At 58.6% G+C, this 24,543-nt stretch carries 22 protein-coding genes; 15 read left to right on the forward strand and 7 right to left on the reverse strand.

Annotation, left to right across the window (positions count from 1 at the left end; translation table 11 throughout):
• Positions 1-269: 269 nt before the first annotated feature.
• Entirely contained in the window at positions 270-1,181 is a 912-nt protein-coding gene (locus ACNPN0_RS05110; protein ID WP_332728102.1) for a GerMN domain-containing protein, read from the reverse strand.
• 309 nt (positions 1,182-1,490) lie between these two features.
• Between ACNPN0_RS05110 and ACNPN0_RS05115 the strand changes: the two genes are divergently transcribed.
• From ACNPN0_RS05115 to ACNPN0_RS05150, 8 genes are all read left to right on the forward strand, one after another.
• Entirely contained in the window at positions 1,491-2,519 is a 1,029-nt protein-coding gene (locus ACNPN0_RS05115) for a PhoH family protein (protein ID WP_332486201.1), read from the forward strand.
• Positions 2,516-2,989, forward strand: a complete 474-nt coding sequence (gene ybeY, locus ACNPN0_RS05120; RefSeq protein WP_105658335.1) for an rRNA maturation RNase YbeY — start codon at positions 2,516-2,518, stop codon at positions 2,987-2,989. The genes ACNPN0_RS05115 and ybeY overlap by 4 nt, the downstream gene beginning before the upstream one ends.
• 4 nt (positions 2,990-2,993) lie before the next feature.
• Complete coding sequence (locus ACNPN0_RS05125) at positions 2,994-4,280, forward strand: hemolysin family protein (RefSeq protein WP_105658336.1); 1,287 nt, start codon at positions 2,994-2,996, stop codon at positions 4,278-4,280.
• Complete coding sequence (gene era, locus ACNPN0_RS05130) at positions 4,273-5,235, forward strand: GTPase Era (RefSeq protein WP_448938714.1); 963 nt, start codon at positions 4,273-4,275, stop codon at positions 5,233-5,235. The genes ACNPN0_RS05125 and era overlap by 8 nt, the downstream gene beginning before the upstream one ends.
• Before the next feature lie 477 nt (positions 5,236-5,712).
• Entirely contained in the window at positions 5,713-7,452 is a 1,740-nt protein-coding gene (leuA, locus tag ACNPN0_RS05135; protein ID WP_105658338.1) for a 2-isopropylmalate synthase, read from the forward strand.
• 233 nt (positions 7,453-7,685) lie between these two features.
• Positions 7,686-8,174 carry a serine O-acetyltransferase gene (locus tag ACNPN0_RS05140; protein ID WP_448938849.1) on the forward strand — a complete coding sequence of 163 codons (489 nt, stop codon included), beginning with the start codon at positions 7,686-7,688 and terminating at the stop codon, positions 8,172-8,174.
• A gap of 49 nt (positions 8,175-8,223) precedes the next feature.
• Positions 8,224-8,973 carry a DNA repair protein RecO gene (recO, locus tag ACNPN0_RS05145; protein ID WP_105661281.1) on the forward strand — a complete coding sequence of 250 codons (750 nt, stop codon included), beginning with the start codon at positions 8,224-8,226 and terminating at the stop codon, positions 8,971-8,973.
• Complete coding sequence (locus ACNPN0_RS05150) at positions 8,970-9,776, forward strand: isoprenyl transferase (RefSeq protein WP_448938712.1); 807 nt, start codon at positions 8,970-8,972, stop codon at positions 9,774-9,776. Before recO ends, ACNPN0_RS05150 begins: the two co-directional genes overlap by 4 nt.
• On the opposite strand, the gene ACNPN0_RS05155 is transcribed toward ACNPN0_RS05150, so the two are convergent.
• Positions 9,773-10,819, reverse strand: coding sequence for an alpha/beta hydrolase (locus tag ACNPN0_RS05155; RefSeq protein WP_448938711.1), 1,047 nt, complete (start codon positions 10,817-10,819; stop codon positions 9,773-9,775). The two genes, ACNPN0_RS05150 and ACNPN0_RS05155, sit on opposite strands and share 4 nt — an antisense overlap.
• Positions 10,820-10,879: 60 nt before the next feature.
• Here ACNPN0_RS05155 and ACNPN0_RS05160 point away from each other — a divergent pair, with 60 nt between their 5' ends.
• On the forward strand, positions 10,880-11,944 hold the full coding sequence (locus ACNPN0_RS05160) for a quinone-dependent dihydroorotate dehydrogenase (RefSeq protein ID WP_448938710.1): 1,065 nt from the start codon (positions 10,880-10,882) through the stop codon (positions 11,942-11,944).
• A 404-nt stretch (positions 11,945-12,348) separates the two neighbouring features.
• On the opposite strand, the gene ACNPN0_RS05165 is transcribed toward ACNPN0_RS05160, so the two are convergent.
• A complete protein-coding gene (locus tag ACNPN0_RS05165) occupies positions 12,349-12,942 on the reverse strand; it encodes a DUF3043 domain-containing protein (protein WP_105658342.1) in 594 nt (197 codons plus the stop codon).
• 69 nt (positions 12,943-13,011) lie between these two features.
• Here ACNPN0_RS05165 and ACNPN0_RS05170 point away from each other — a divergent pair, with 69 nt between their 5' ends.
• The 6 genes from ACNPN0_RS05170 to ACNPN0_RS05195 all read left to right on the forward strand — a co-directional run bounded on the left by ACNPN0_RS05170 (position 13,012) and on the right by ACNPN0_RS05195 (position 19,047).
• Positions 13,012-14,421, forward strand: a complete 1,410-nt coding sequence (locus ACNPN0_RS05170) for a M20/M25/M40 family metallo-hydrolase (RefSeq protein ID WP_448938709.1) — start codon at positions 13,012-13,014, stop codon at positions 14,419-14,421.
• A 134-nt stretch (positions 14,422-14,555) separates the two neighbouring features.
• Positions 14,556-14,930, forward strand: a complete 375-nt coding sequence (locus tag ACNPN0_RS05175; RefSeq protein ID WP_105658344.1) for a HesB/IscA family protein — start codon at positions 14,556-14,558, stop codon at positions 14,928-14,930.
• A gap of 214 nt (positions 14,931-15,144) precedes the next feature.
• The gene (gene ctaC / locus ACNPN0_RS05180; RefSeq protein ID WP_105658345.1) at positions 15,145-16,026 is read left to right on the forward strand and encodes an aa3-type cytochrome oxidase subunit II; all 882 of its coding nucleotides are present in this window, start codon (positions 15,145-15,147) and stop codon (positions 16,024-16,026) included.
• 2 nt (positions 16,027-16,028) lie between these two features.
• Positions 16,029-17,747, forward strand: a complete 1,719-nt coding sequence (ctaD, locus tag ACNPN0_RS05185) for an aa3-type cytochrome oxidase subunit I (protein WP_105658346.1) — start codon at positions 16,029-16,031, stop codon at positions 17,745-17,747.
• Between the two features lie 2 nt (positions 17,748-17,749).
• Positions 17,750-18,151: a cytochrome c oxidase subunit 4 gene (locus tag ACNPN0_RS05190; protein WP_332504116.1), complete on the forward strand. Its 402-nt coding sequence runs from the start codon at positions 17,750-17,752 to the stop codon at positions 18,149-18,151.
• 113 nt (positions 18,152-18,264) lie between these two features.
• Positions 18,265-19,047: a GntR family transcriptional regulator gene (locus tag ACNPN0_RS05195; RefSeq protein ID WP_105658348.1), complete on the forward strand. Its 783-nt coding sequence runs from the start codon at positions 18,265-18,267 to the stop codon at positions 19,045-19,047.
• 1,057 nt (positions 19,048-20,104) lie between these two features.
• On the opposite strand, the gene qcrB is transcribed toward ACNPN0_RS05195, so the two are convergent.
• From qcrB to ctaE, 4 genes are all read right to left on the reverse strand, one after another.
• Positions 20,105-21,775 (reverse strand): cytochrome bc1 complex cytochrome b subunit, encoded by a 1,671-nt coding sequence (gene qcrB / locus ACNPN0_RS05200; RefSeq protein ID WP_332728100.1) that lies wholly within the window; start codon positions 21,773-21,775, stop codon positions 20,105-20,107.
• Between the two features lie 2 nt (positions 21,776-21,777).
• Complete coding sequence (gene qcrA / locus ACNPN0_RS05205; protein ID WP_434690467.1) at positions 21,778-22,827, reverse strand: cytochrome bc1 complex Rieske iron-sulfur subunit; 1,050 nt, start codon at positions 22,825-22,827, stop codon at positions 21,778-21,780.
• Between the two features lie 71 nt (positions 22,828-22,898).
• Positions 22,899-23,693, reverse strand: a complete 795-nt coding sequence (gene qcrC / locus ACNPN0_RS05210) for a cytochrome bc1 complex diheme cytochrome c subunit (protein ID WP_105658352.1) — start codon at positions 23,691-23,693, stop codon at positions 22,899-22,901.
• A 76-nt stretch (positions 23,694-23,769) separates the two neighbouring features.
• Positions 23,770-24,408 (reverse strand): aa3-type cytochrome oxidase subunit III, encoded by a 639-nt coding sequence (ctaE, locus tag ACNPN0_RS05215; RefSeq protein WP_105658353.1) that lies wholly within the window; start codon positions 24,406-24,408, stop codon positions 23,770-23,772.
• Positions 24,409-24,543 lie beyond the last annotated feature (135 nt).

Genomic DNA, 24,543 nt, shown 5'->3' on the forward strand with positions numbered 1-24,543 from the left:
GGGATCTGCGGAGCAATTTCGTCTCCGGCCGGTGCAACGGGTTCGAGCCGAGAAAAGGCCTCGGACCGGGGAACGCGAAGTCGCTGCGGGCCGGATACGCGGATGCGGCAGCCGATCGGATCACGACGCTGTCCAAGGCAACGGCACTGGAAATCCTGCCAGCAGGCCAAGAATGCTCAGCCGCCACCAGTTCAGGAGCTGGCCCGGACAATGGGCGCCCAGGTTCATGTCCAGGGCTTCCGGCGGGGGCTGCAGCGCTGGATGCTGCGTTACTCGACGCGGAAGTCGCTGGTGACCTTGCCGACCAGATGGTCCGATTCGGTCTCAACGCCCCAGAAAGTCAGGCGGTATGAGCCGGCACGCAGATCGGTGGTCAGGGTGAATGAACCGTCGGCATTGATCTGCCCGGGGTTGACCTGCTTCTGAGCGGTCATCACCGTGAGCTTGCCGTCGGCGTCCTTGCGCTGCAAGGAGTAGAAGGTGCCGATGTCGAACTGGGTGGTTCGGCCGTTAATCTTGATCGAGCCATCCGCCAAGGTCTTGTTGAACTGCGGATCGATGATCCAGATCGGTGCAATGAACGCCGCATCGCGCTCGTAGACATCCTTGAGCCGGAAACCGTCGAAGACTGTGGCATTTGCCTGGCCGTCAACCAGGATGCGGACCGTTGCGGGAAGCTCGCCCACGACCAGTCCAGCGCTGGCGGCAGCTGCCGTAGCGGTGAAGACCAATTGCTGGATGGCGCGCTCCGACAGGCCCTGGTCGAGATTGGCGCTGAAGACCTTGGCCGGCAGATCCAAGGTGATGACATTCGCATTATTGATTGAAACCCCGATTTCATCGGTGGGCTTCAAATGGGTATAGCGTTTCGGCTTCATCGGGTCGGCTGAGAGCAGCGTCCAGATCGCATCGCCGATGGGTTCCTGATGGCGGGTGTCCTCGATGTACTCGCGGTACAGGAACACGCCGGTATCGGTGTTTTCCAGCCAGTAGATGGGCAGGCTAGCCGCGATGCCGACATCCTCGCCAGCGTCGGTGGCGTTCGGCAGGTTCAGCGATTCAGCCACGGCGGTCGATGGCATCTCATAGGAGCTCTCGCGATTCGTCAGACCGCATCCTGCGGCGACGACGAGAGCGGCAGTGATTCCCAAAACGCCGAATCGGCGTGGAATCTTCCGCAAGATCCTTGATTGCACTGCGTACCAATCCGTGGTGATTTTAGCTGTTGCGGCTCCTGGCCGTATTGGAACCGCTCTCAAGCTTGCCATATCAGAAGCGGCTAACTGCAGAAAAATGGCCCAACTTACTAATCCGTAACCAAATCTATATGTTCGCCACTTGCCCCGATTAGCATCATTCAAGACTACTTTCAGGTTCTACTGCTTACGCTGAGACCTGAATTTTCTCCGGATTGGCCTGCGACTCGATAGAATGGCAAGCAGGACAAATCACGATTACCACCAAGCTCGCAAAGGGGCGCCGCGCACTGCATGCAGGTTGAACAGAATAAGGCGACAGCGGAGAACGGATCCGCATCGCTCACCATCAGTTTCGATACAGCTGAGCTCATGATTGCCACCCTCGGTCCCAATGACGAGCTCTTGCGTATTCTCTCCGGCGCCTACCCGCAGGTGAGCTTCCGCCCCAACGGCCAATCCCTGGCTCTGGTAGGTGAACCGCAGCAAGTCCGCAAGGCCCAGCGCGTCACGGAAGAAGCCCGTTCGCTGGCCACTCGCGGCTCGCGCATGAGCGCCGAAACGATCGAGCAGATCATCAAGATGCTCAGCGCCGGCAATCCGGATGCACCCACCGACGTCCTGGGCCTGAAGATCCTCTCGGGGCGCGGACGTTCCATCCGCCCCAAGACCGTGAACCAGAAGAGCTATGTCGACGCCATAGAGGATTCGACAATTACTTTCGGCATTGGCCCAGCCGGTACCGGCAAGACCTTCCTGGCCATGGCCATGGCCGTCGCCGCCTTGCAGGACAAGCAGGTCAACCGCATCATCCTGACCCGGCCTGCCGTTGAGGCAGGGGAGAAGCTGGGCTTCCTGCCGGGCTCGTTGACCGAGAAGATCGACCCGTACCTGCGCCCGCTCTACGATGCCTTGCACGACATGATCAATCCGGAAACCATTCCGCAATTGCTCGAGGCCGGAACCATTGAGGTCGCTCCGCTGGCCTATATGCGTGGACGCACCCTCAATGACGCCTTCGTGATCCTGGATGAAGCGCAGAACACCACCAGTGAACAGATGAAGATGTTCCTGACCCGCCTGGGATTCGGTTCCAAGATGGTAGTGACGGGGGATGTCACCCAGGTGGATCTGCCCAACAATGCGACCTCCGGGTTGCGCATGGCCAGCGATGTCCTTGACGGCATCGACGACATCAGCATCTGCCGACTCGACTCTTCGGATGTGGTTCGCCACCGTCTGATTGCCGACATCGTTACTGCTTACGACCGTTGGGATGACACCCGACGCAAAGACCACAACCGGGGACGCCGCAGCAAATGAGCATTGAAGTAAATAACGAAACCGAATACGACGTCGATCTCAAGGATGTCAACGCCTTGGCAGAATCGGTGATGCGGGCAATGTTCCTGCATCCGGAAACCGAAGTATCGATCGTTTTCATCGACGAGGATGCCATGAGCGCCCTGCACGTCGAGTGGATGGACCTCGAAGGCCCCACCGATGTGATGAGCTTCCCGATGGATGAGCTGCGCCCAGGAACTGCCGGTGCGCCGGGGGAGAGCGGCATCCTTGGCGACATCGTCATCTGCCCTGCCGTCGCCGAAGCGCAGGCCAAGGCCGGGGGCCACAGCACCCACGATGAAATCCTGTTGCTGACCACCCACGGCCTGCTGCACCTCATGGGTTTCGACCACATGGAGCCAGCAGAAAAGGAAGAGATGTTTGCGCTGCAGCGCCAGCTGCTAGAGAGCTACACCGGCCGCCCCGCGCCAAAGGAAACGGTGGAATAACCCCGTGGAAATAATTTTGCTGATTCTCGCCCTTGTTTTCATGGCCTTCTCGGCCGTGCTGACTGCCGCAGACTCAGCCTTCTACGCATTATCCCGGCACGCTGCTGAACGCCTGCGCGCCGAGTCCAATTCCAAATCGCTGTCCGCAATTCTGGATGAAACAGAAACCCACGCCCAGGCAGTGAAGTTCTGGCGGATCTGGTTCGAGACCGCTTCCGCTGTCGCTGTAGCCCTGCTCGTTTCGCAGTGGATCGAGAATGTGTGGCTGATCGGCATGATCTCCACTATTGCGATGGCCGCCTTGGGATTCGTCCTGGTCAGCGTGTCGCCACGTCGCTACGGGCGTTCCAACGCCCAGAACGTCGTGCAGTCCACCGCCACCCTGGTCCGCTTCCTGCGCCTGGTGCTCGGACCCATCACCACGTGGTTGGCATCCATCGCCAAGGCGCTGAGCCCCGGCGGCGTGGATGGCGACGGCTACCTGGGCAAGGAACGACTGCGTGATCTGGTGGATCGCGCCTCCGAAGGCGAGGACCTGGATGAGGAATCGGCCGAACTGATCTCCTCGGTGATCGACTTGGAGGAGACCAGCGTTCGTTCGGTGATGGTGCCGCGCACCGACATGGTGGTGCTGGATGCGGATCATTCCTTCCACAGCGCCATGGACCTGTTCATCGCCTCGGGCTTCTCCCGCATCCCGCTGATCGGCGAGGACACCGATGATATCCAGGGCATCATCTACCTCAAGGACCTGATCCGCGAGATCCACGGTCTGCAGCAGGCCCGGACCCTGGCCGAATTGGCGCGAAAGGTCCGCTTTGTTCCCGAATCGAAGTCGGCAGCAGAGCTGATGCAGGAACTGCAGCAGGAATCCATCCACCTGGCCATCGTCATCGACGAGTACGGCGGCACCGCGGGCCTGGTGACCCTGGAAGACCTGCTTGAGGAAATCGTTGGCGAAATCGATGACGAGTATGATCGTTCGAGGGCCGAATTGATCCAGAACCCTGACGGGTCGATTTTCGCCGTGGCGGCGGCATCCATTGACGATATTGCCGACCACTTCGACATGCACATCGAGGAAGAGGACGTCGACACCGTCGGCGGCCTGCTCTCCAAGGCCTTGGAATCGGTGCCGGTACTCGGTTCCACCGCTGAAGTGCACGGCCTGCGCCTGACCGTGGTGGCCCTCGCGGGCCGCCGCAACCGTATCGGCAAAATCCATGTAGAGCGTCTGGAAACAGATGCATCCGACCATATTGAGAACGACGAGGATTCCTCACATGAGTGAAAACCACAACCTGCTTGCATCCAGCGGATGGCCTGAGGGCTTCCGCTCCGGCTTCACCTCTTTCGTAGGCCGCCCGAATGCCGGCAAGTCGACCCTGACCAATGCGCTGGTGGGCCAGAAGGTGGCCATCACCTCGGCCAAGCCGCAGACTACCCGCCACACTATCCGCGGTATCGTGCACCGCGAGGATGCGCAGTTGATCCTGGTCGATACCCCGGGCCTGCACCGTCCGCGCACCTTGCTCGGCCAGCGCCTGAATGACCTGGTCGCCGACACCCTCTCCGAGGTGGACGCGATCGGCTTCTGCATCCCGGCCAATGAGAAGATCGGCCCGGGCGACCGCTACATCGCCACGCAGCTGGCTCAGCTGCAGCGCAAGCCGATCATCGCCCTGGTCACCAAAGCTGACCTGGTGGACCGCGAACAGCTCGCGCAGCAGCTGGTTGCGGTGGCCGAAATGGGTACCCAGAACTTCGGCGAGAACGGCTTCGCCGCAATCGTTCCGGTCTCGGCTGTCAAGGAATTCCAGGTCGACGAGGTGGCCAACGTGCTGGCAGAGCACCTGCCAGTGGGCCCGCCGCTGTACCCGGACGGCGAGCTGACCGACGAGCCGGAAGCCAAGATGGTTTCCGAGCTGATTCGCGAAGCCGCCCTTGAAGGCGTGCGCGACGAACTGCCGCACTCGCTGGCCGTCGTCGTCGAAGAGATGGTTCCCCGCGAAGGACGCAGCGAAAGCAATCCGCTGATCGACATCCACGTCTCGCTCTTCGTTGAGCGCTCCAGCCAGAAGGCCATCATCATTGGCCGTGGCGGTTCGCGCCTGCGCGAGGTCGGCACCAACGCCCGCCAGGGCATCGAGAAGCTGCTGGGCACCAAGGTCTACCTGGACCTGCATGTGAAGGTTGCCAAGGATTGGCAGCGCGACCCGAAGCAGCTTGGACGTCTCGGCTTCTAGGCTGCGCACCTCAGCGCTGGAAAATGCGTAGCTCGTCCCTCAAGACCAGACCGGTTTTGGGGGACGAGCTGGTTAACCGGCTGCTTGGCCCGCACTCTGGATCTCCCGGGCCAGCCTTTCCGCGGGAGAAGCACCGGTACGCAGCCCATGGATTCCAGCGCCGATGCTGATCGCCTCCATCCATGGACCTCCCTGGTGCTTAGCTCCATGAGCCCCATTGTTCGCCTGCTTGGGCATCCTGTCCGCCGCCTTGCGCAAGGCGAACGTCCACTATGTGACACGCAAGTGACATAAGTTTCACTTGCCTCCAAAGCGCGGTGCTATGCTCATTTCGTGCATTTCGAGCTTCTACTACTACTTAGCCGCTGCGAGGATCCAAAGGACCGCTAGTGGTCTACAGGCCGACCCCTCGTCGCGGAGTAGCTCTTGTCTGGCCCCACAAACTAAGCACTAATTTTGTCTAGGGGACCCACAGAAATGCAGAACATGCAGAAATCTTCGAACATGCCAATCCACAAGTATGTTCCATTCCAGGATCAGATCGAGGTCAATCTGCCCGATCGCACCTGGCCCGACAAGTACATCACCAAGGCCCCGCGCTGGTGCGCGGTCGACCTGCGAGATGGCAACCAGGCGCTGATCGATCCGATGAGCCCGGAGCGCAAGCACAAGATGTTCGACCTGCTGGTCGAAATGGGCTTCAAGGAAATCGAGGTCGGCTTCCCGTCGGCTTCGCAGACCGACTTCGACTTTGTCCGCCAGCTGATCGAGCGCGGCATTCCCGATGACGTGACCATCCAGGTGCTCACTCAGTCCCGCGAGCACCTGATCGAGCGCACCTACGAAGCGCTGGAAGGCGCCAAGCAGGCCATTGTCCACCTGTACAACTCCACCTCGATCCTGCAGCGCGAAGTCGTCTTCCGCCAGGACGAAGACGGCATCGTGGACATCGCCGTCCAGGGCGCCCGGTTGTGCAAGAAGTACGAAGAGCAGCTGACCGGCACCAAGATCACCTACGAGTACTCGCCAGAGTCCTACACCGGGACCGAGCTGGCCTTCGCCAAGCGCATTTCCGAGGCCGTAGCCGAGGTGCTGGAAGCGACCCCGGAAAACAAGATGATCCTGAACCTGCCGGCCACGGTGGAAATGGCTACCCCGAACGTGTACGCCGACTCCATCGAGTGGATGCACCGCAACCTGGCCAACCGCGACTCGATCATTCTCTCGCTGCACCCGCACAACGACCGCGGCACCGGAGTGGCCGCGGCAGAACTGGGCTACCTGGCCGGCGCCGACCGCATCGAAGGCTGCCTGTTCGGCAACGGCGAACGCACCGGCAACGTCGACCTGGTGACCTTGGGCATGAACATGTTCGGCCAGGGCATCGACCCGCAGATCGATTTCTCGGACATGGACCACATCCGCCGCACCGTCGAGTACTGCAACCAGCTGCCAGTGGCTGAACGCAGCCCGTACGGCGGAGATCTGGTCTTCACTGCCTTCTCCGGTTCGCACCAGGACGCAATCAAGAAGGGCCTGGAAGCGATGGAAGCCAAGGCTTCGGCTGAAGGCAAGGACATCAACGACCTGGTCTGGGCTGTTCCTTACCTGCCGATCGACCCGAAGGACATCGGCCGTTCCTACGAGGCCGTGATCCGCGTGAACTCGCAGTCCGGCAAGGGCGGGGTTGCTTACCTGCTGAAGAACGACTACAACTTGGACCTGCCGCGCCGCGCGCAGATCGAGTTCTCCGGCGTCATCCAGCGCAAGACCGATACCGAGGGCGGCGAGATCTCCTCGCAGCGCATCTGGGACGTTTTCCAGGATGAGTACCTGCCGGTCAGCGAAGATTCGGGCATGAACCCCTGGGGCTACTACCAGATCGCTTCGGCGACCGCGGCTTCGGCGGAGGACGGAAGCTTCCGTCTGGATACCAAGCTGATCATCGACGGCGTGGCCCATGAGCGCAGCGCCCAGGGCAACGGTCCGGTCTCCGCGCTGGTCAAGCTGCTCAACGATGACGGCGTGGATCTGCGCGTGCTGGACTACTCCGAGCACGCCATGAGCGAAGGCGGCAACGCCCGTGCAGCTGCATTCGTCGAATGCGCCGTGGGAGATCGCATCCTGTGGGGCATTGGCCTGGACACCAATACCAACATTGCAGCACTGAAGGCCGTAGTTTCGGCTGTCAACCGCGCGATCCGCGACAGCAAGTAGGTCTGCGGCACCACCTTGTTGCCAGCTCGACGCCACGGCCAGCCTCACCACGCTGGCCGTGGCGTTTTGCCTTCCCGGTACTGCCAGGGCGGCTGGCAAGCAAGCGCCGACAAGGGAAGGGAAAAGCTTTGCCCCGTTTCATGGATGAAATCCGCGCGGTCATTGCGGGCGATCCGGCAGCACAAGGACTATTGGCCACAGCAACTACTTCAACGGGCTTGCACGCGATCTGGATGCATCGGGTTACTCACCAGCTGTGGCAGCGCAAGACAACCAGGGGTCTGTCGAAAATCATCAGGCTCATTGCCCGATCATTGACGCAAATCGACATCCATCCCTCTGCTGTTATTGGCAGTCCCGTTCTCATCGATCACGGCACTGGTGTCGTTATCGGGCCTAATACGGTAATTGGATCCAGAACATTGATTTACCAGGGGGCCACTATCGCGGCAGCCGGGTCTGCCGGTCCAGCTACAACCGTCATCGGCAGCGACTGCATGATTGGATCCGGTGCCACGGTATTGCGTGGCGTGCAAGTAGGTAGCCGGTGCAATATAGGAGCGAATGCCGTGGTCGCAACTGACCTGCCTGATAACTGCGTCGCTGTCGGTGTTCCCGCTCAATTCAAGTCAAGAGACGCCTTGAACCCCTTTTCCTCGGGCCCGGTAGATGCCGGATTGCTCCTGCAGCTACCGCGCCCAGGGACGAATCGACACCCATAGGAATCGTTGGATTCAGAACTTTGGGAGTTGAAGTGGGAGAATATTGTCCGTGTCCAGATCAGGTTTCGCCTCCAAGAGCTACCACACCCGTGGTTTGGTCTTGCGTACCCACAAGCTGGGAGAAGCCGATCGCATCATCACCCTGCTGACACCCAATGGGATTGTCCGTGCGGTGGCGAAAGGCGTACGCCGGACCTCGTCGAGGATGGGTGCCACGCTGGAACCGTTCATGGAAGTCGACGCGCTTCTGGTGATGGGCCGCAACCTCGATATCGTCTCCCAGGCACAACTTCGAAATCCATACGGCCAATTGCTGGTCATGGATTACCCGAGCTACACGGTGGCCAACGCCATGTCGGAGATCGCTGAAAAACTGCTGGAAACAGAAAGCGATTCAGCCCTCCAGCAGTATCAGCTCTTCCACGGTGCGATCGCCCTGTTATCCAAGCAGCGAGTCGATTCCGGAGCCGTGCTGGACTCCTACATCTTGCGGGCCCTCTCGGTTGCTGGTTGGGCGCCGTCCTTTACCGACTGCGTGCGCTGCGGCAAGCCTGGCCCGCATCAAGCGCTCCACGTCCAGCTTGGCGGGGTCGTCTGCCCAGAATGCCGCCCGTCTGGATCGTTATCGCCGCACCCCGTCACCATTGAATACCTGCAGGCGCTGCTGGAAGGGGACTGGTCCACCGTGGCAGAAGCAGGACCTCGAGCGCGCAAGCAAGCAGCAGATATCGTGGCCAACTACTTGCAGTGGCACCTTGAGCGTGCCGTGAATTCCCTACGTCTTGTGGAGAGAAATTGAAGAAGCTTCCTAAGATCACCGGCCGCCGAGGCCCCGTTGCTCCTTATGCGCATCCGGATCATCCGCAGATGCCCGCCATTCCGCAGGAACTCATCCCTGAACACGTAGCTATCGTCATGGATGGCAATGGACGTTGGGCGAACCAGCGGGGATTGCCTCGTACCGAGGGGCACCGTGCAGGCGAAGCAGCTTTGCTTGATGTGGTGGCCGGAGCCGTGGAGCTGGGCGTCAAGTACGTCTCTGTCTACGCGTTCTCAACCGAGAACTGGAAGCGCAGCCCTGAGGAAGTGCGCTTCCTGATGGGCTTCTCACGTGATGTTCTGCGCCGCCAACGCGATACGTTGAACTCATGGGGCGTCCGCATACGCTGGTCGGGTCGAGAACCCAAGCTCTGGAAATCGGTTATCTATGAACTCAAGGAAGCCGAAGAACTCACCAAAGACAACCTGGGTTGCCAGCTGACCATGTGCGTGAACTACGGCGGGCGCGCAGAACTAGGCGACGCTGTCAGCGCGATTGCCCAGGATGTTGCAGCCGGCAGGCTTCGCGCTAGCTCGGTTGGTGAAAAGACTATCGCCAAATACCTGCATGCTCCGGAACTGCCTGATGTGGATCTTTTCCTCCGAACCAGTGGCGAGCAACGCACAAGCAACTTCCTGCTGTGGCAGTCGGCATACGCAGAGATGGTCTTCCTCGACCAGCTTTGGCCGGATGTCGACCGGCGAACGCTGTTTACCGCCGTAGAAGAATATGCCAAACGCGATCGCCGTTACGGCGGAGCTATCGACAAGCCACAGGCCTAGGACGTTTTCAGCGCTGTTCCCACCAATCGCAACCAGAGACTTAGGTCTCGATATGCTGCGGATCTGGCGGGCTCAGCGGAGGTGAACACATCGTGCATTGCGCCAGGAATTTCGGACAAAGTAACGAAACTGCCTAGTTTCAACGCCCGCAAGCGCGTTTGCTGAACGTCGAGTACCGAATCGCAGTGCTGCATGTCAGGGGAGTAGCTCGTGCCGATATGGGTGCGATCCGAGGTGAGGACGAAGATCGGCTGTTGAAGTTTCAGCCCCTTCGCAACTAGGGCATGGCCATCAAATATCGTTTTCAGCCATCCCGCGGTATTCGGAAAAGCGATCCGTGGTCGCCATAGCCGATGAACGTCCCACTGGCCATGGCTATCAGTACTTAGCGATTGCCAGTAATGATCGAATTCTGGTCCGTTGAGCTTCCTGCGCGGATTCGTGCGAGTGATCGCTTCCATAAGGCCGTGAAAAGGAATGCGCAGGAACGCCGTTCCCTGAAACTCAAGCCATGGAGCATTCAGGACCAGAGCTTTAATGCCCGGGGCTTGGCGCGCAAGCCACAAGCTGAGGATCAAGCCGCCCGTCGAGTGCCCTTGGGCAACCACCGGTAATTGTGGATGCTCATTACGCAGCAGTTCCAAGCTCGCATTGAGCTCCTCATCGAAGTCCGCCAAGTCATCGACATAACCCGGCAAAGCATGTTCGGCTCTCAGACTGCGTCCATGCCTGCGCAGATCAAGTGCGTAGAAATGGTATCCATGGTGATGCCAGAAAGCTGCCAGATCGCGGTTGTAAAAATAATCGCTCCAGCCATGCACGCTCAGAACAATTCCCTGGGCTCGTCGTCCGAGCCGATTCCTGAATCCAGCCGGGCAATAGCGGACCAAGGTCGCGACGGCCGGTCCTTCTGCATCGACGCCGAAATCCAAGGTTTGGTGCTCAAAATCAGGCCCGAGGGGATCTTCAACCCATTGCCCCGGCCTAGTTGAAGACATAAAGTCTGGCCAACTGCTGCTTTCTGGAACAACGAAGTGCTTCATATCTTGAATACTACCCATCTCAAGTTGTCTGTTTCGTGTTCTTCACGGGAAAATGGTTCCATGCGCATATACCCACTGGTCTTCAAGCACGTGTTCACCAAGATGGATCCTGAGCAGGCTCACCATTTTGCATTCAACGCGATCAAGACTGCGCAACGCGCAGGGCTCACTAAGGCAGCTCGCAAGTTCTTCGCTCCGGCACCCAAGCTGAAGCGCACCGTTATGGGCATCGACTTCCCGTCCCCATTCGGATTGGCTGCTGGCTTCGACAAGGGCGCCACCGGAATCCTGGCGTTGAGCGACATCGGTTTCGGCCATGTTGAAATCGGAACCGTCACCGGACAGGCCCAGTCCGGCAACCCGCAACCGCGGCTCTTCCGCTTGGTCGAGGACCGCGCGGTAATCAACCGGATGGGCTTCAACAACGAAGGCGCCGAAACTGTCGCTGCCCGTGTCGCCAGTTCTCGCCAAGAGCTCAAGACTGGTTACGCTGGAACCCGCCCGGTCATCGGCGTGAATATCGGCAAGACCAAGGTCGTAGAGCTGGAAGACGCGGTAGGGGATTACCTCGCGTCCACCCGCCAGCTGGCGATCCACGCAGATTACCTGGTCGTCAATGTTTCGAGCCCCAACACCCCTGGTCTGCGCCTGCTCCAGAGCGTTGACTCTCTTCGTCCGCTGCTTTCGGAAGTCGGCCAGTTGGCTGACAAGGTAGCCGGCCGCCATATTCCGTTGCTGGTCAAGATTGCTCCCGATCTTAGCGATGAGGATGTCGCTGACGTTGCACGCTTGGCCATGGAACTTGAACTCGACGGCATTATTGCCACCAATACGACCATCGGTCGCGAGAACTTGACCAGCGATGCGTCCAAGGTTGAAGCGATTGGCGCCGGCGGGCTATCTGGCGCTCCGCTCAAGCAGCGGTCACTTGAAGTTCTTCGCCAGTTGCGTTCACTCGTTCCGGCCGAAATGGCTCTGATCGCCGTCGGCGGCGTGGAAGATGCCGCGGATGTGAAGGAACGCCTGGACGCAGGCGCGGACCTGGTACAGGGTTACACCGCATTCCTCTACGAGGGTCCGTTCTGGGCACGTTCGATCAATAAGGACCTGGAGCGCATGCTCTAGTTCTTTGGAGTGGAATTTCCCAAATCCTCCGGAATGGCTCCGATTCGCAAAGAATCGGAGCCATTTCGCGTTAACTGGGTCCACCTTCTGCGTACGTTCTGCCTGCAACAGCTTTGAACGCGACTTGCATCAGGGGACTAGGCAAGGTCAGCCGCGCTAGGGGAGAAAGTCGCAATAACGGATGCCGACCGGGATGAATCCTTGTATCGGGGCCAACAAGGCCGCATGCTGCGAGCACGGACAGTGATTGGCAGAAATGCGTCGCGGCAACGATATTCCAATCGCCGAATTTGCTTCATCTTGTACTTGGATCCACAAACTTTGAACATTGTTATTCAATTAAGCAATTAACTAGAAAGGGGCAAGCTCAGCGAGCTTGCCCCTTTGCGGTCTAGCGGTATCGACTAGTCGATATTTGCGCCGCGCTTGACCTGTGGCTTTGGCAGGCGCAATTTGCGGAACTGCATTCCACGCATTGCCGCGTACATGCGTACGCCCTTTTCCATGTGGCCGAACTTGGCGACCAGGCGCTTCTTCAAGAGGATGGTCGTCACAATTGCTTCGATGATGATCAGTGCGATAACAACCCAGAGGGCCGCCTGCACAAACATCTGGATCTGCAGGTTGCGCTGGAATACCAGCGAGACAACCAAGAAGGCCAGGATGATGAACATCATGAACTCGCCGAACATCCAGCGAGAGTCAATGAAGTTACGGGTGTAGCGCTTCTGCTCACCCTTGTCGCGTGGCATCAGGTAGCGTTCATCGCCAGTTTCGTTGGCTAAGCGCAAACGATTCTGCGCTTCAACACGCTGTTGACGCTGGGCTTCCTTAGCGGCCTTGCGATCGGTAGGAACCAACGGGCGCTGACGGTTCGCCTGCTGCGCATTGCGCTTGGGCGTTGGACCAGTCTTGCGGCCGTCGGTTGTTTCCGGGGCCTGCTGGGCAGACTCCACATTTACGGGGGATTGAGGTTCATCCTTCTTACGTCCAAACACCCCTCTATTCTAGCCGGAAATAGTTATCGGCGTGACATTCGATACGCGAGGAATTGCTAGGCTGAAGACATGACCGAAAATACTACCTTCGACGCTGTTGCAAGCGGCGTCGATATTGCCGCGCTAAAAAGCCACATCGAAACGAACTTCGAGAAGATCCTCGAAGAGCTCACTTCCCTGGTCGCGATCCCGAGCATCGCATGGGAATCCTTCGACCCGCAGAACCTGGAAAAATCGGCTGCGGCAGTGGCCGAATTGGCCAAGTCGGCCGGGATGGAGACCGTGGAAATCCTGCGCGAGCCTGCGCAGAACGGCGCTATGGGCGCACCTGCCGTGGTAGCCCAGCGCAAGGCGGCACCCGGAAAGCCAACCGTGCTGCTGTACGCACACCACGACGTCCAGCCTCCCGGCAACGAGGCGGACTGGAACACCCCGGTATTCGAAGCCACGAAGGTAGGGGACCGGCTGTTCGGCCGCGGTGCCGCTGACGACAAGGCCGGCATCATGGTCCACATCGCGGCGATGCGCGCCGTGCTTGACCTCATTGGCGATTTCGGCGTCGGCGTAACCTACTTCTTCGAGGGGGAGGAGGAAGCAGGATCCCCATCATTCCGCAACTTCCTCGAAGCCCATCAGGACAAGTTGGCAGCAGATGTGATCGTAGTTGCCGACTCGTCCAACTGGTCGGTTGGAACCCCAGCACTGACCAGCTCGCTGCGCGGCATGTGCGCAGCGGAGATCACCGTCCGCTCGTTGAACCATGCAGTTCACTCGGGCATGTTTGGCGGACCAGTTCTCGATGGCCCGATCCTCGCCGCCAAGTTGATCTCCAGCTTCCACAACGAAGACGGTTCTGTTGCCGTTGCCGGCCTGGTTGCCAACGACATCGCTGAAGTCGACTTCGACGAAGCCGAATTCCGCAGGGACTCCGGCGTTCTGGAATCCTTCCAGCTTGCCGGCACCGGCAAGATCACCGACCGCTTGTGGAATAAACCAGCACTGAGCGTGATTGGTATGGATATCCCGAGTGTCGACCACTCGTCGAATACCTTGCTGCCGGCAACGCGTTTCAAGGTATCGATGCGCCTGGCCCCAGGGCAGAATCCTGCAGATGCGCTCAAGGCCCTTGAAGCACACGTCAAAAGCGTTGATCTTCGCGGCGCCGAGGTTGAATTTGTCGCCACCGAAGCAGGCAACGCCTACAAGGCGAACCTGGACGCTTCGGCAAATGACACTGCGCGCTGGGCGCTTGAACAAGCTTGGGGCGTTGTACCAGTGAATATGGGCCTGGGTGGATCAATTCCATTCATCGCAGATTTGCTGGAAGTTTTCCCGAAGGCGCAGATCCTGGTGACCGGTGTCGAGGATCCCGATTCGCGTGCGCACTCGGCCAACGAGTCGCTGCATCTAGGCGACTTCCAGCACGCAATTGAGGCTGAAGCCCTCATGCTGGCGAGGATCAACGCCAAGGGACTATGAACCGTGTCATACGGAGAGACGCAGGGGAAGAATTCTTCAGCGTAGCGACGTAGGATAGAAGCAAGAACAGAGGTGCCGGTTCCAGTAAAAAATCTGGAGCTTGGTGCCGCATCGAGCAGTATGGGAGGAAAATCATGACTGCATCTGTTGACCAGACCAAGGGCGATCCAACCGAGGTGCCTACCCATGAGGTAGAGATTTCCGACGTGGCGGCGGACAAGGTTCGCTCGCTTCTGGAACAGGAAGGCCGGGATGATCTTCGTCTCCGCATCGCCGTGCAGCCAGGTGGCTGCTCGGGCCTTATCTACCAGCTTTACTTCGATGAGCGCATGCTCGACGGCGACGCGGTACGCAACTTCGATGGCGTTGAGGTCATCGTTGACAAGATGAGCGTCCCGTACCTCGCTGGCGCGTCCATTGATTTCGAGGACACCATCTCGAAGCAGGGCTTCACCATCGACAACCCGGCCGCATCGGGTTCCTGCGCCTGTGGAGATTCCTTCCACTAGGCCGTAGGGAACAAACGCCGCTGTTCAAACGTTGAAGAAATTTCTCGTTAGCACAGCGGCGTTTTTCGGCATTCTGACCCCAAAGAGGGTAAGCTCTACATTAAGTAGTAAAACTATGTTTCCCTTCGTGAGCCACCTCACCGTGCAACTCGTTTAAACCACGAGGTGACTTATGAAGACCACATTCTGCACCAACAAAGAGGAAGGGCCGTCTGTGAGTTCGCAAGACCGAACCGGCAGTCGCGGGTCCGCTAAAGCCAAAGTACTGGCTTTAGTCGGCACTGGCGCATTGCTGTTGACGGGATGTACAGCGGAGGCAAAACGCGGTTGGCTCCCAAACGTGGAGCGCGACACCACCAACCACACCGGGGCAATCCAGGATTTCTGGGTTAACTCGTGGATCGCTGTTATTGTCGTCGGCGTATTGACCTGGGGATTGATGCTCTGGTGCGTCATCGCCTACCGCCGCCGCAAGAACGATACGGGTTACCCGCGTCAGCTGAGCTACAACCTGCCATTGGAGATCTTCTACACGGCCATTCCTTTGGTCCTTGTTCTAGTCTTCTTTAGCTTCAACAACACCCTGGAAAAGCAAATCAACGCCCCTGTTGATTCTGAGGTCGTAGTCGATGTCCGAGCCAAGCAATGGTCGTGGGACTTCAACTACAGCTACCAGGGCACCGAGAAGTATTACGCCGGCGAACAGGCTCACCTGAACACCGATGGCTCGGAAGGCGTTCGCGAAGAACTGCCAACCTTGTACCTGCCAGCGGGCAAGTCGGTAACCCTTGAGCTGAATAGCCGCGATGTCATCCACTCCTTCTGGGTACCAGCCTTCTTGCAGAAGCTGGACATGATCCCAGGCAAGACCAACTACATCTACCTGACTCCACAGGTTGAAGGCAGCTACGACGGAAAGTGCGCCGAGCTTTGCGGCGAGTACCACTCCGAGATGCTCTTCAACGTCGAGGTTGTCAATGAGTCCGAGTTCAAGGCTCAGCTGGCAAAGATGGAAGATGGACACATTGGTGAAGAGTACGACCGTAAGCCAGATGTTGTTAACGGCGTCGTAGTAGAGCACGGGGAAGGAGAGTAATCATGACAACGTTTGAATATGCAACTGACGACGTGAAGTCGATTGCTCCAGCCGTAGTGCCGAAGTCCAAGGGTCGTCTGTTCGTCGACTACATTACTTCGACCGACCACAAGAAGATCGGGTACATGTACCTGATCAGCTCGTTCATCCTGTTCTGTGTCGGTGGCGTTATGGCGCTGCTGATTCGTGCAGAGCTGTTCGAACCAGGCATGCAGATCCTGCAGACCAAGGAACAGTACAACCAGCTGTTCACTATGCACGGCACCGTCATGCTCTTGATGTTCGCGACCCCGCTGTTCGCAGGTTTCGCCAACGTCATGATGCCCCTGCAGATCGGTTCCCCGGATGTGGCCTTCCCACGTCTGAATGCATTGGCTTTCTGGTTCTTCTCGCTGGGCTCGCTGATCGCACTGGCCGGCTACCTCACCCCACAGGGTGCAGCTAGCTTCGGTTGGTTCGCTTACGCTCCGCTGTCGAACACCACCTTCTCGCCAGGAATCGGCGGAGACCTCTGGGTCTTCGGCCTTGCACTGTCGGGCTTCGGTACCATCCTTGGCGCCGTCAACTTCATCACCACGATCATCTGCCTGCGTGCACCTGGCATGACCATGTGGCGCATGTCGATCTTCTCGTGGAACACCCTGATCACCTCGTTGCTGGTCCTGATGGCTTTCCCGCCACTGGCAGCTGCGCTGTTCGCACTGGGTGCAGACCGCCGCTTCGGTGCCCACATCTTCGATCCAGAGAATGGCGGTGCCGTACTGTGGCAGCACCTGTTCTGGTTCTTCGGGCACCCTGAGGTCTACATCATTGCTTTGCCGTTCTTCGGCATCGTCTCCGAGATCTTCCCCGTGTTCTCCCGCAAGCCGATCTTCGGCTACAAGGGCCTGGTCTTCGCGACCATCTCGATCGCTGCACTGTCGGTTTCCGTGTGGGCACACCACATGTACGTCACTGGCTCGGTAATGTTGCCGTTCTTCGGCTTCATGACCATGCTGATCGCAGTTCCAACCGGTGTGAAGTTCTTCAACTGGATCGGAACCCTGTGGCGCGGCTCGATCACCTTCGAAACCCCAATGCTCTGGAGCATGGGCTTCATGATCACCTTCCTGTTCGGCGGTCTGACCGGTATTATCCTGTCGGCTCCGTCGCTGGACTTCCACGTATCGGATACCTACTTCGTTGTGGCTCACTTCCACTACGTAGTCTTCGGTACCGTTGTGTTCGCGATGTTCGCTGGCTTCTACTTCTGGTGGCCGAAGTGGACCGGCAAGATGCTCAACGAGCGTCTTGGCAAGATTCACTTCTGGTTGCTGTTCATCGGCTTCCACGGCACCTTCCTGATCCAGCACTGGCTGGGCGTTATGGGCATGCCACGTCGCTACGCCGACTACATGCCTGAAGATGGCTTCACCACCATGAACCAGGTTTCGACCGTCTTCGCATTCATTCTGGGTGCGTCGATGATTCCATTCTTCTGGAACGTGTGGGTAACCCACCGAAACGCCAAGAAGGTCGAAGTTGATGATCCATGGGGCTTCGGCGCGTCGCTGGAATGGGCAACTTCTTGCCCTCCACCACGACACAACTTCCACTCGATCCCTCGCATCCGTTCCGAGCGTCCGGCACTGGATCTGCACCACCCGGAACTGAGTGGACGGGTAACCCCCGAAACTCCGGTTGCGAAGATCTTCGGCTCGGCTGACCAGAAGGACGTGTAACGATGAAAGTTGAATCCTGGATTTTCCTGGGTGGCGTCTTCTTCTTCACCCCAGTAGCGATTGTCTACGGTTACATGACCAACTGGAGCGAATGGGTCGGATTCCTGGCATTGCTGATGCTGGTCGGATTGTCCGCGATGGTAGGTGGCTACTTGCTATTCACCGCTAAGCGCGTTGGCAACAGGCCCGAGGACCGCGTGGATGGCGAAATCCACGAGAACGCCGGCGATATCGGAATGTTCTCCCCATGGAGCTGGTGGCCATTGGTCCTGGCTTCGGCTGCAGCGATTGGCTTCCTTGGCCTCGCTGTGGGCTGGTGGGTCTTCTTCATCGGCGCCGGTTTGGCCGTCGTTGGCGTGACCGGCTGGGTGTACGAATACAGCCGTGGCGATCACGCTCACTAGGAAGTAACCCTAACGGGACGACAAGCAATTTTGCTTGTCGTCCCGTTAGTCTTTTAATAGGGGTTCCTCGATGGCGATAGGCCGTCAGGATATTTGGATCAAGGAGAAGCAGCATGCGCCACGCACCGCAGCCACATGTCCAGGCGCACCTTGATCCGGCCAGCCGGCAAAGCAAGTACCGGCAAATCCGAGAGATTCTCAAGACCCATGCGCGCGAGGCCTGCAAACCCGGCTACAAGCTTCCGCCCGAACGCGTGCTGGCAGAGCACTTCGGCGTGGCCCGCAAGACCATCCGCCAAGCCATCGATGCCTTGGTGGATGAACAAGTGCTTAAACGCGTGGTGGGAATCGGCACGTTCGTCGTGCCCGAAAAATTGGACCTTCGTGTCCGCCTGCATTCCTACTCCGAAGATATGATGCGCCGTGGCATGGTTCCCGATGCCCATGTACTCGAATTCGCGGAGATCAAAGCCAGCGCCACCTTGGCCTCGCAGCTGATGGTGGAGGAGGGTACTGCAGTCGTCCAGTTCAAACGCCTGCTGCTGGCCGATGGCACCCCCATGAGCCTGGACGAGAACTATATGCCTGCCGATCTCGTGCCTGGCTTTGTGGATGGCGAGCCGCCGTCAAAGCTCTATCAGGCATTGCACGAGCGCTATGGCATCTTGCTCGAATGGGGTGAGGACCAGGTGGAAAGCACTGCGGCGAGCAAGCGGCAAGCCGTGCTTTTGGGCGTAGAACCAGGCTTCCCGCTCCTGCAGATCACCCGGTATGCCTACATCGGCGATCGGCTAGCCGACTACTCGGTCTCGCTCTACCGCTCAGACCGCTACAAGCTCTTCGTGCCGTTGCAGCGAGTGGGCACACGCACGCCTCGCTACACCGATACTTTCTAGGCCTAGCCTGGCCAGGCGGCCAGCTGCTTCGATTTCAACGGGCCAGTACCAGGCAAACCTGTCAACCATGCCCAGGGATGCCATATCTGCCGTTCAAAATGGTTCCGGGCATCAACTACTGAATAAGCACTCCCGCAGCCTGGTCCGCCGGTATGGAGCTATAGCAGGAGCAAGCAGGTCTCCGGCACACGGAAGAAGACCTCGGCCCAAGCTCAGAGCCGCTTCAAGGCAGCATGACATGGAATGTCGACGGAAGTTGAAAAGTGGACACTCCAGCCGCCCTGTCCAGTGGGAAACCAGCCACACTGGTGCGATAGGCCGTAGCGAAGATCCAATATATCCCTTGATCACACAGTCCTGTTTGCAGCGAGATTCTGCCATCCGGTCGATGCGTCCAGAGTTATTCCGTCATCCAATTCAAACGATTCTGAAGCAGGACTGGAGGGCATGGTGCCTGCCGGGCATTCTTTCTGGCAGGGGAGCAGCATTGGAAGAACGCCCCGGCCATCGGCTCGGCCATGCCGAGCGCCAAAACGGGAGTCGAAACTGCTGCATCCGAAGTCTTGGCGAACGTGATTGCGAAACTGAGCTCGTCCTCAGCCTGGAGGGCCTTCGCTGGAAAGACGAATGCACTGTGCAGCTCTCCGTTCCGGTTCGGCCCGGGACGATTCCGGGCAGCTGCGCCTGTCGCAACTGGCATTGGCGTGCCGCATTCGATTCCAGCCAATCCGGAATGGCTGCACTGCAGGCCGGCAGTAGCATTCAGCCCCGAACGGCATTTCTGACTGCCTTGCCGAACACGATGGCCATTTCTTCTCCGCACTGGGGAGCGCAGCTCGATACGCGGCTGGGGGAGCAGGATCGGACTTTCCACCCTGAGCACCCGGCAGTGCCAGATGCCGTTCTAAGCCACTGGAATCTCGATGGGCGTCAACCATGCGTCTTCGGAGCGCTCACCGGCGCTAGGCTCACTGGGACCCTTGGGAAAGCCGGGTTAACGAAAGGAGGGACACACCTTGCGGTGTGTCCCTCCTTTTGTGACTAACTCAGGTCGCTATTACTTGGCGATCGAGTCCTGCGTGTCACCCTCAACCTCATGGTGGCCGTGGGCTGCATGAGCAGCTTCCAGCTCCGATGGGGTTACCGGGGCGACGCGATCTTCGAAGAAGAACTTCGAGATTGCTGCACGACGCTTCTCCGAACCGGAGACGTGTCCTGCTGCGTCAGGCTGAGCCGGGATGTACTGGCGATCAACGTAGTTGGTCAGCAGGTAACGCTTGTAGACGTCGACTTCCTCGTGCTTCTCCGAGAAGCCGCCCTCAGGCGACATCTGGATGATGCCAGCTTCGCGGCCGTGCAGGACGATCTCGCGATCCTTGCGCTGCAGCGACAGGCAGATACGGCGGGTCAACCAGAAGGCGAAGATTGGGCCCAGGAAGAACAGCGTACGCAGCCAGTAGGTGACATCGTTCAGCGACACGTGGAAGTGGGTCGCGATCAAGTCCGAGGAAGCAGCAGCCCACATGACGCAGTAGAAGACTACGCCGGCAGCGCCCACTGCGGTACGGAATGGAGCATTGCGTGGACGGTCGAGCAGGTGGTGCTCGCGGTTGTCCTTGGTGATCCAGCGTTCGATCCACGGCCATGCGAACATCACTGCGAACAGTGCGCCTGCAGGAACCAGTGCTGGCAGCAGTACCGACATCACCAGGGTGTTATCGCCCCATGGGAATGGAATGATCCATTCGAAGCTGAAGTTGCCCAGGTAACCTGGCATCAAGCGCAGCGCGCCATCGACGAAACCGATGTACCAGTCCGGCTGGGTACCAGCCGAAACAGGGGATGGGTCATATGGACCGTAGTTCCATACCGGGTTGATCTGGAACAGGCCAGCAATGAAAGCCACGATGCCGAAGACGATGAAGAAGAATCCACCGGCCTTGGCTGCGTATACCGGACCAACCGGGAAGCCAACAACGTTGTCGTTGGTGCGGCCTGGGCCAGGGTACTGGGTGTGCTTGTGGGTCACGACCATGAACAGGTGCACAACGATCAGCAAGATGATGACCGCAGGAACAATCATGATGTGCAACGAGTACAGTCGCGGAATCACGGTATCGCCAGGGAACTCGCCGCCGAAGAAGAACATCGACAGGTAGGTGCCGACGATCGGCAGTGCCTTCATGACGCCATCGATAATGCGCAGGCCGTTACCGGACAGCAGATCATCTGGCAGGGAGTAGCCGGTGAAGCCGGCAGCAAGACCCATGATCAGCAGCACGCCGCCGACAACCCAGTTCAGTTCACGTGGGCGACGGAATGCGCCGGTGAAGAATACGCGCAGCATGTGCACGGACAGGGAAGCGACGAACAGCAGGGCCGACCAGTGGTGTACCTGTCGCATGAACAGGCCGCCGCGCACGTCGAAGGAGATATCCATGGTCGAGGCCATAGCCGTCGACATGCCGATACCCTTCATCGGTACGTACGAGCCGTTGTAGATGACGTGAGCCATCGACGGATCGAAGAAGAAGGTCAGGAAGGTGCCCGAGAGCAGCAGCAGTACGAAGGTGTACATTGCCACTTCGCCGAACATGAACGACCAGTGGTCCGGGAAGATCTTGCGACCGAATTCCTTGACCATGCCCGAAGCGCCGACGCGGGAATCCACGAAGTTGGCGATGCGGCCGGTAGCGGTCGATGCCTGGTATTCGTTAGTCGTCGTCATGATTAACCACGCTCCCAGTAGGACGGGCCAACTGGTTCGTGGAAGTCGCTCTGAGCTACCAGGTAGCCCTCGGAGTCCACGGTAATTGGCAGCTGTGGCAGTGCGTGGCCAGCTGGGCCGAAGATGACCTTGCATTCCTGCGTCAGGTCGAAGGTCGACTGGTGGCAAGGGCACAGCAAGTGGTGGGTGTGCTGCTCGTACAGAGCAATCGGGCAACCCACGTGGGTGCAAATCTTGGAGTATGCGACGATGCCGTCGACGTTCCAGGTTTCGCGTCCCTCGGAGATCTGCATTTCCGATGGATCCATGCGCATCAGCAGAACGACGGCCTTGGCCTTTTCGTTCAGCGGGTGCTCGGTCTCGTTGAGGCCTTCTGGGATCACGTGGAATGCGGAACCGATCTGCACATCCGAAGCCTTGATCGGGGTACCGGATGGGTCGCGGGTCAGACGGATGCCCTTGTCCCACATGGTGTGGCGCAGGGAATCAATCATCTCGTTCGCGGTGTTACCGGTGCGATCCAGGTCGCGGAACATGAAGATTGCTGGGATTGGCGCCAAGGCGATGGCACCGATCAGGGTATTGCGGATCAGCGGACGACGCTTGATGCCGGACTCTTCGAGCACGGTATCGATGATTTCGACGGCATCCTGGCGATCTTCTTCCGAGCGGATCTCGTGGCGCATTTCCATGAGCTCGTGATCCGGCATCAGGGTCTTGGCCCAGTGAACAATACCCACACCGATACCGAGCATCGCGAAAGCGGTGCCCAGTCCCAGTGCAGCGTTCTGCACACGCAGTTCAGCGAAGGTCATCTCGCCCAGGTGGCCCAGGACGAAGTAGGCCACGAAGAAGAAGAGCGTGCCGATGATGGAGATGGTAAATAGGAGCGCTACTTGACGCTCATGTCGCTTGGCTGCGCGCGGATCGCGGTCTGCGAGACGCGGACGATGGGGTGGTAAGCCCGGATCTGGGAATCGATCCTGAGCTACATCGTCAGCCTTAGCAACGGTGCCCGAGTTTTCGGGACTGCCGTGACTATGGTCGCCCATGTTTCTCTCTCATCCTTCTGTTAGGAATTTATGTACGTAGTGATGGTTACGGCCGAGGCCGCGGGTTTGCCTTAGGAAGGACGCGAGGTCAACCAAATGGTGAAGGCAATGATGATACCCAGACCTGCGGTCCAGGTGAACAGGCCTTCAGCAACTGGACCCAGGGAGCCCAGGGCTGCACCGCCAGCGGAACCATTTGCTTCAATGGTCTTCAGGAAGGTGATAACGTCACGCTTCTCTTCTGGGGTGATGTTCGAGTCGTTGAACACTGGCATGTTCTGTGGGCCGGTAGCCATCGCTTCGTAGATGTGCTTCTCGGATACACCGGTAAGGGTTGGTGCGAACTTGCCGCGGGTCAACGCGCCACCGGCAGCAGCCGCGTTGTGGCACATTGCGCAGTTCACACGGAAGACGGTGCCACCGTGGGCGGCGTCGCCCTGGGTGGTATCCAAGTATTCCTCATCAGGGATCGCTGGGCCTGCACCCAGGCTTGCAACATACGCTGCCAGCTGGGAGATCTGCTCGTCGTCGAACTGTACTGGCTTGACCTGGGCCTGCGGGCCCTGCATCTGCATCGGCATACGGCCGGTGCCGACCTGGAAGTCAACAGAAGCCGCGCCAACGCCGATCAGCGATGGACCGGAGTCAGAGCCTTCGGCATTCATGCCGTGGCAAGTAGCGCAGTTGGCGACGAAAAGCTTCTGACCTTCTTCTACATCGGCCTGCGATGCAGAAGTGGTCTCAGCTGCCTTCGCTTCGCTGATGTTACCGGCTGCAGTGTAGAGACTGCCGGTAATCAGCAATCCGAACAGAAGCAGGGCCACAGCGGCGAGCGGGTGGCGGCGCTTTTTCGAAAGAGCCTTCACTTGCTGGTTCCTCACTTAGTTTCTTTGGTGTGGTGTTGCCGTACTTCTTGTTGAGGCAACTAATGAATTTAAGTTGCTACTTCAAGAAGTAGATGATCGCGAACAGGGCGATCCAAACAACGTCAACGAAGTGCCAGTAGTAGGACACAACGATGGAGCCGGTTGCTTCGAAGTGACCAAACTTCTTAGCCAGCATCGCACGACCAATGATCAGCAAGAATGCAATCAGACCACCAGCGACGTGAATGCCGTGGAAGCCGGTCGTAATGTAGAAGGCCGAAGCGTAGGAGTTCGAGTCGAATGCCACGCCCTCGCTAACGAGGACAGCGTATTCGTAGGCCTGAACCGAAACGAAGATCGCGCCAAGGATGAAGGTAAGAATGAACCATTCGATCATTCCCCATTCCTTGAAGTTGAAAAGCCCACCGGAACGGCGAGGCTTGAATTCTTCGGCACGGAACACGCCTAGCTGGCACGAGAACGAGCTGGACACCAGGATGATGGTGTTAACCAGCGCGAACGGTACGTTGAGCTTGGCAGTTTCAGTCGCCCATAGTTCGGGCGCGGCAGCCCGGAGGCTGAAGTACATGGCGAAGAGGGCGGCGAAGAACATGAGCTCGCTGGAGAGCCACACCATCGTTCCCACCGACACCATGTTTGGGCGGTTCGGCGCATGTGGCGCCGTCGTATTTGGGGCATGAGTCGCAGTTGTCACACTGACATTATGTCTCTAAATGCCCCTCAGATACCAATGCAAAAGCGGGTTGGCAGAGGTTTGTTGCGCCACATCTTGGCAACATCCGCGGAAACATGCGGAAGTACAGAGAAAACTCTTTCTACAATTCGTAGA

The sequence above is a fragment of the Glutamicibacter sp. AGC84 genome (assembly GCF_053543575.1).

Excerpts from the sequence above, each read along its gene's own strand:
- ACNPN0_RS05115 (WP_332486201.1), top strand. The coding sequence starts at position 1,491 with ATGCAGGTTGAACAGAATAAGGCGACAGCGGAGAACGGATCCGCATCG.
- ybeY (WP_105658335.1), top strand. The coding sequence starts at position 2,516 with ATGAGCATTGAAGTAAATAACGAAACCGAATACGACGTCGATCTCAAG.
- era (WP_448938714.1), top strand. The coding sequence starts at position 4,273 with ATGAGTGAAAACCACAACCTGCTTGCATCCAGCGGATGGCCTGAGGGC.
- leuA (WP_105658338.1), top strand. The coding sequence starts at position 5,713 with ATGCAGAACATGCAGAAATCTTCGAACATGCCAATCCACAAGTATGTT.
- ACNPN0_RS05140 (WP_448938849.1), top strand. The coding sequence starts at position 7,686 with ATGCATCGGGTTACTCACCAGCTGTGGCAGCGCAAGACAACCAGGGGT.
- ACNPN0_RS05155 (WP_448938711.1), bottom strand. The coding sequence starts at position 10,819 with ATGAAGCACTTCGTTGTTCCAGAAAGCAGCAGTTGGCCAGACTTTATG.
- ACNPN0_RS05160 (WP_448938710.1), top strand. The coding sequence starts at position 10,880 with ATGCGCATATACCCACTGGTCTTCAAGCACGTGTTCACCAAGATGGAT.
- ACNPN0_RS05170 (WP_448938709.1), top strand. The coding sequence starts at position 13,012 with ATGACCGAAAATACTACCTTCGACGCTGTTGCAAGCGGCGTCGATATT.
- ACNPN0_RS05175 (WP_105658344.1), top strand. The coding sequence starts at position 14,556 with ATGACTGCATCTGTTGACCAGACCAAGGGCGATCCAACCGAGGTGCCT.
- ctaD (WP_105658346.1), top strand. The coding sequence starts at position 16,029 with ATGACAACGTTTGAATATGCAACTGACGACGTGAAGTCGATTGCTCCA.
- ACNPN0_RS05190 (WP_332504116.1), top strand. The coding sequence starts at position 17,750 with ATGAAAGTTGAATCCTGGATTTTCCTGGGTGGCGTCTTCTTCTTCACC.
- ACNPN0_RS05195 (WP_105658348.1), top strand. The coding sequence starts at position 18,265 with ATGCGCCACGCACCGCAGCCACATGTCCAGGCGCACCTTGATCCGGCC.
- qcrB (WP_332728100.1), bottom strand. The coding sequence starts at position 21,775 with ATGACGACGACTAACGAATACCAGGCATCGACCGCTACCGGCCGCATC.
- qcrA (WP_434690467.1), bottom strand. The coding sequence starts at position 22,827 with ATGGGCGACCATAGTCACGGCAGTCCCGAAAACTCGGGCACCGTTGCT.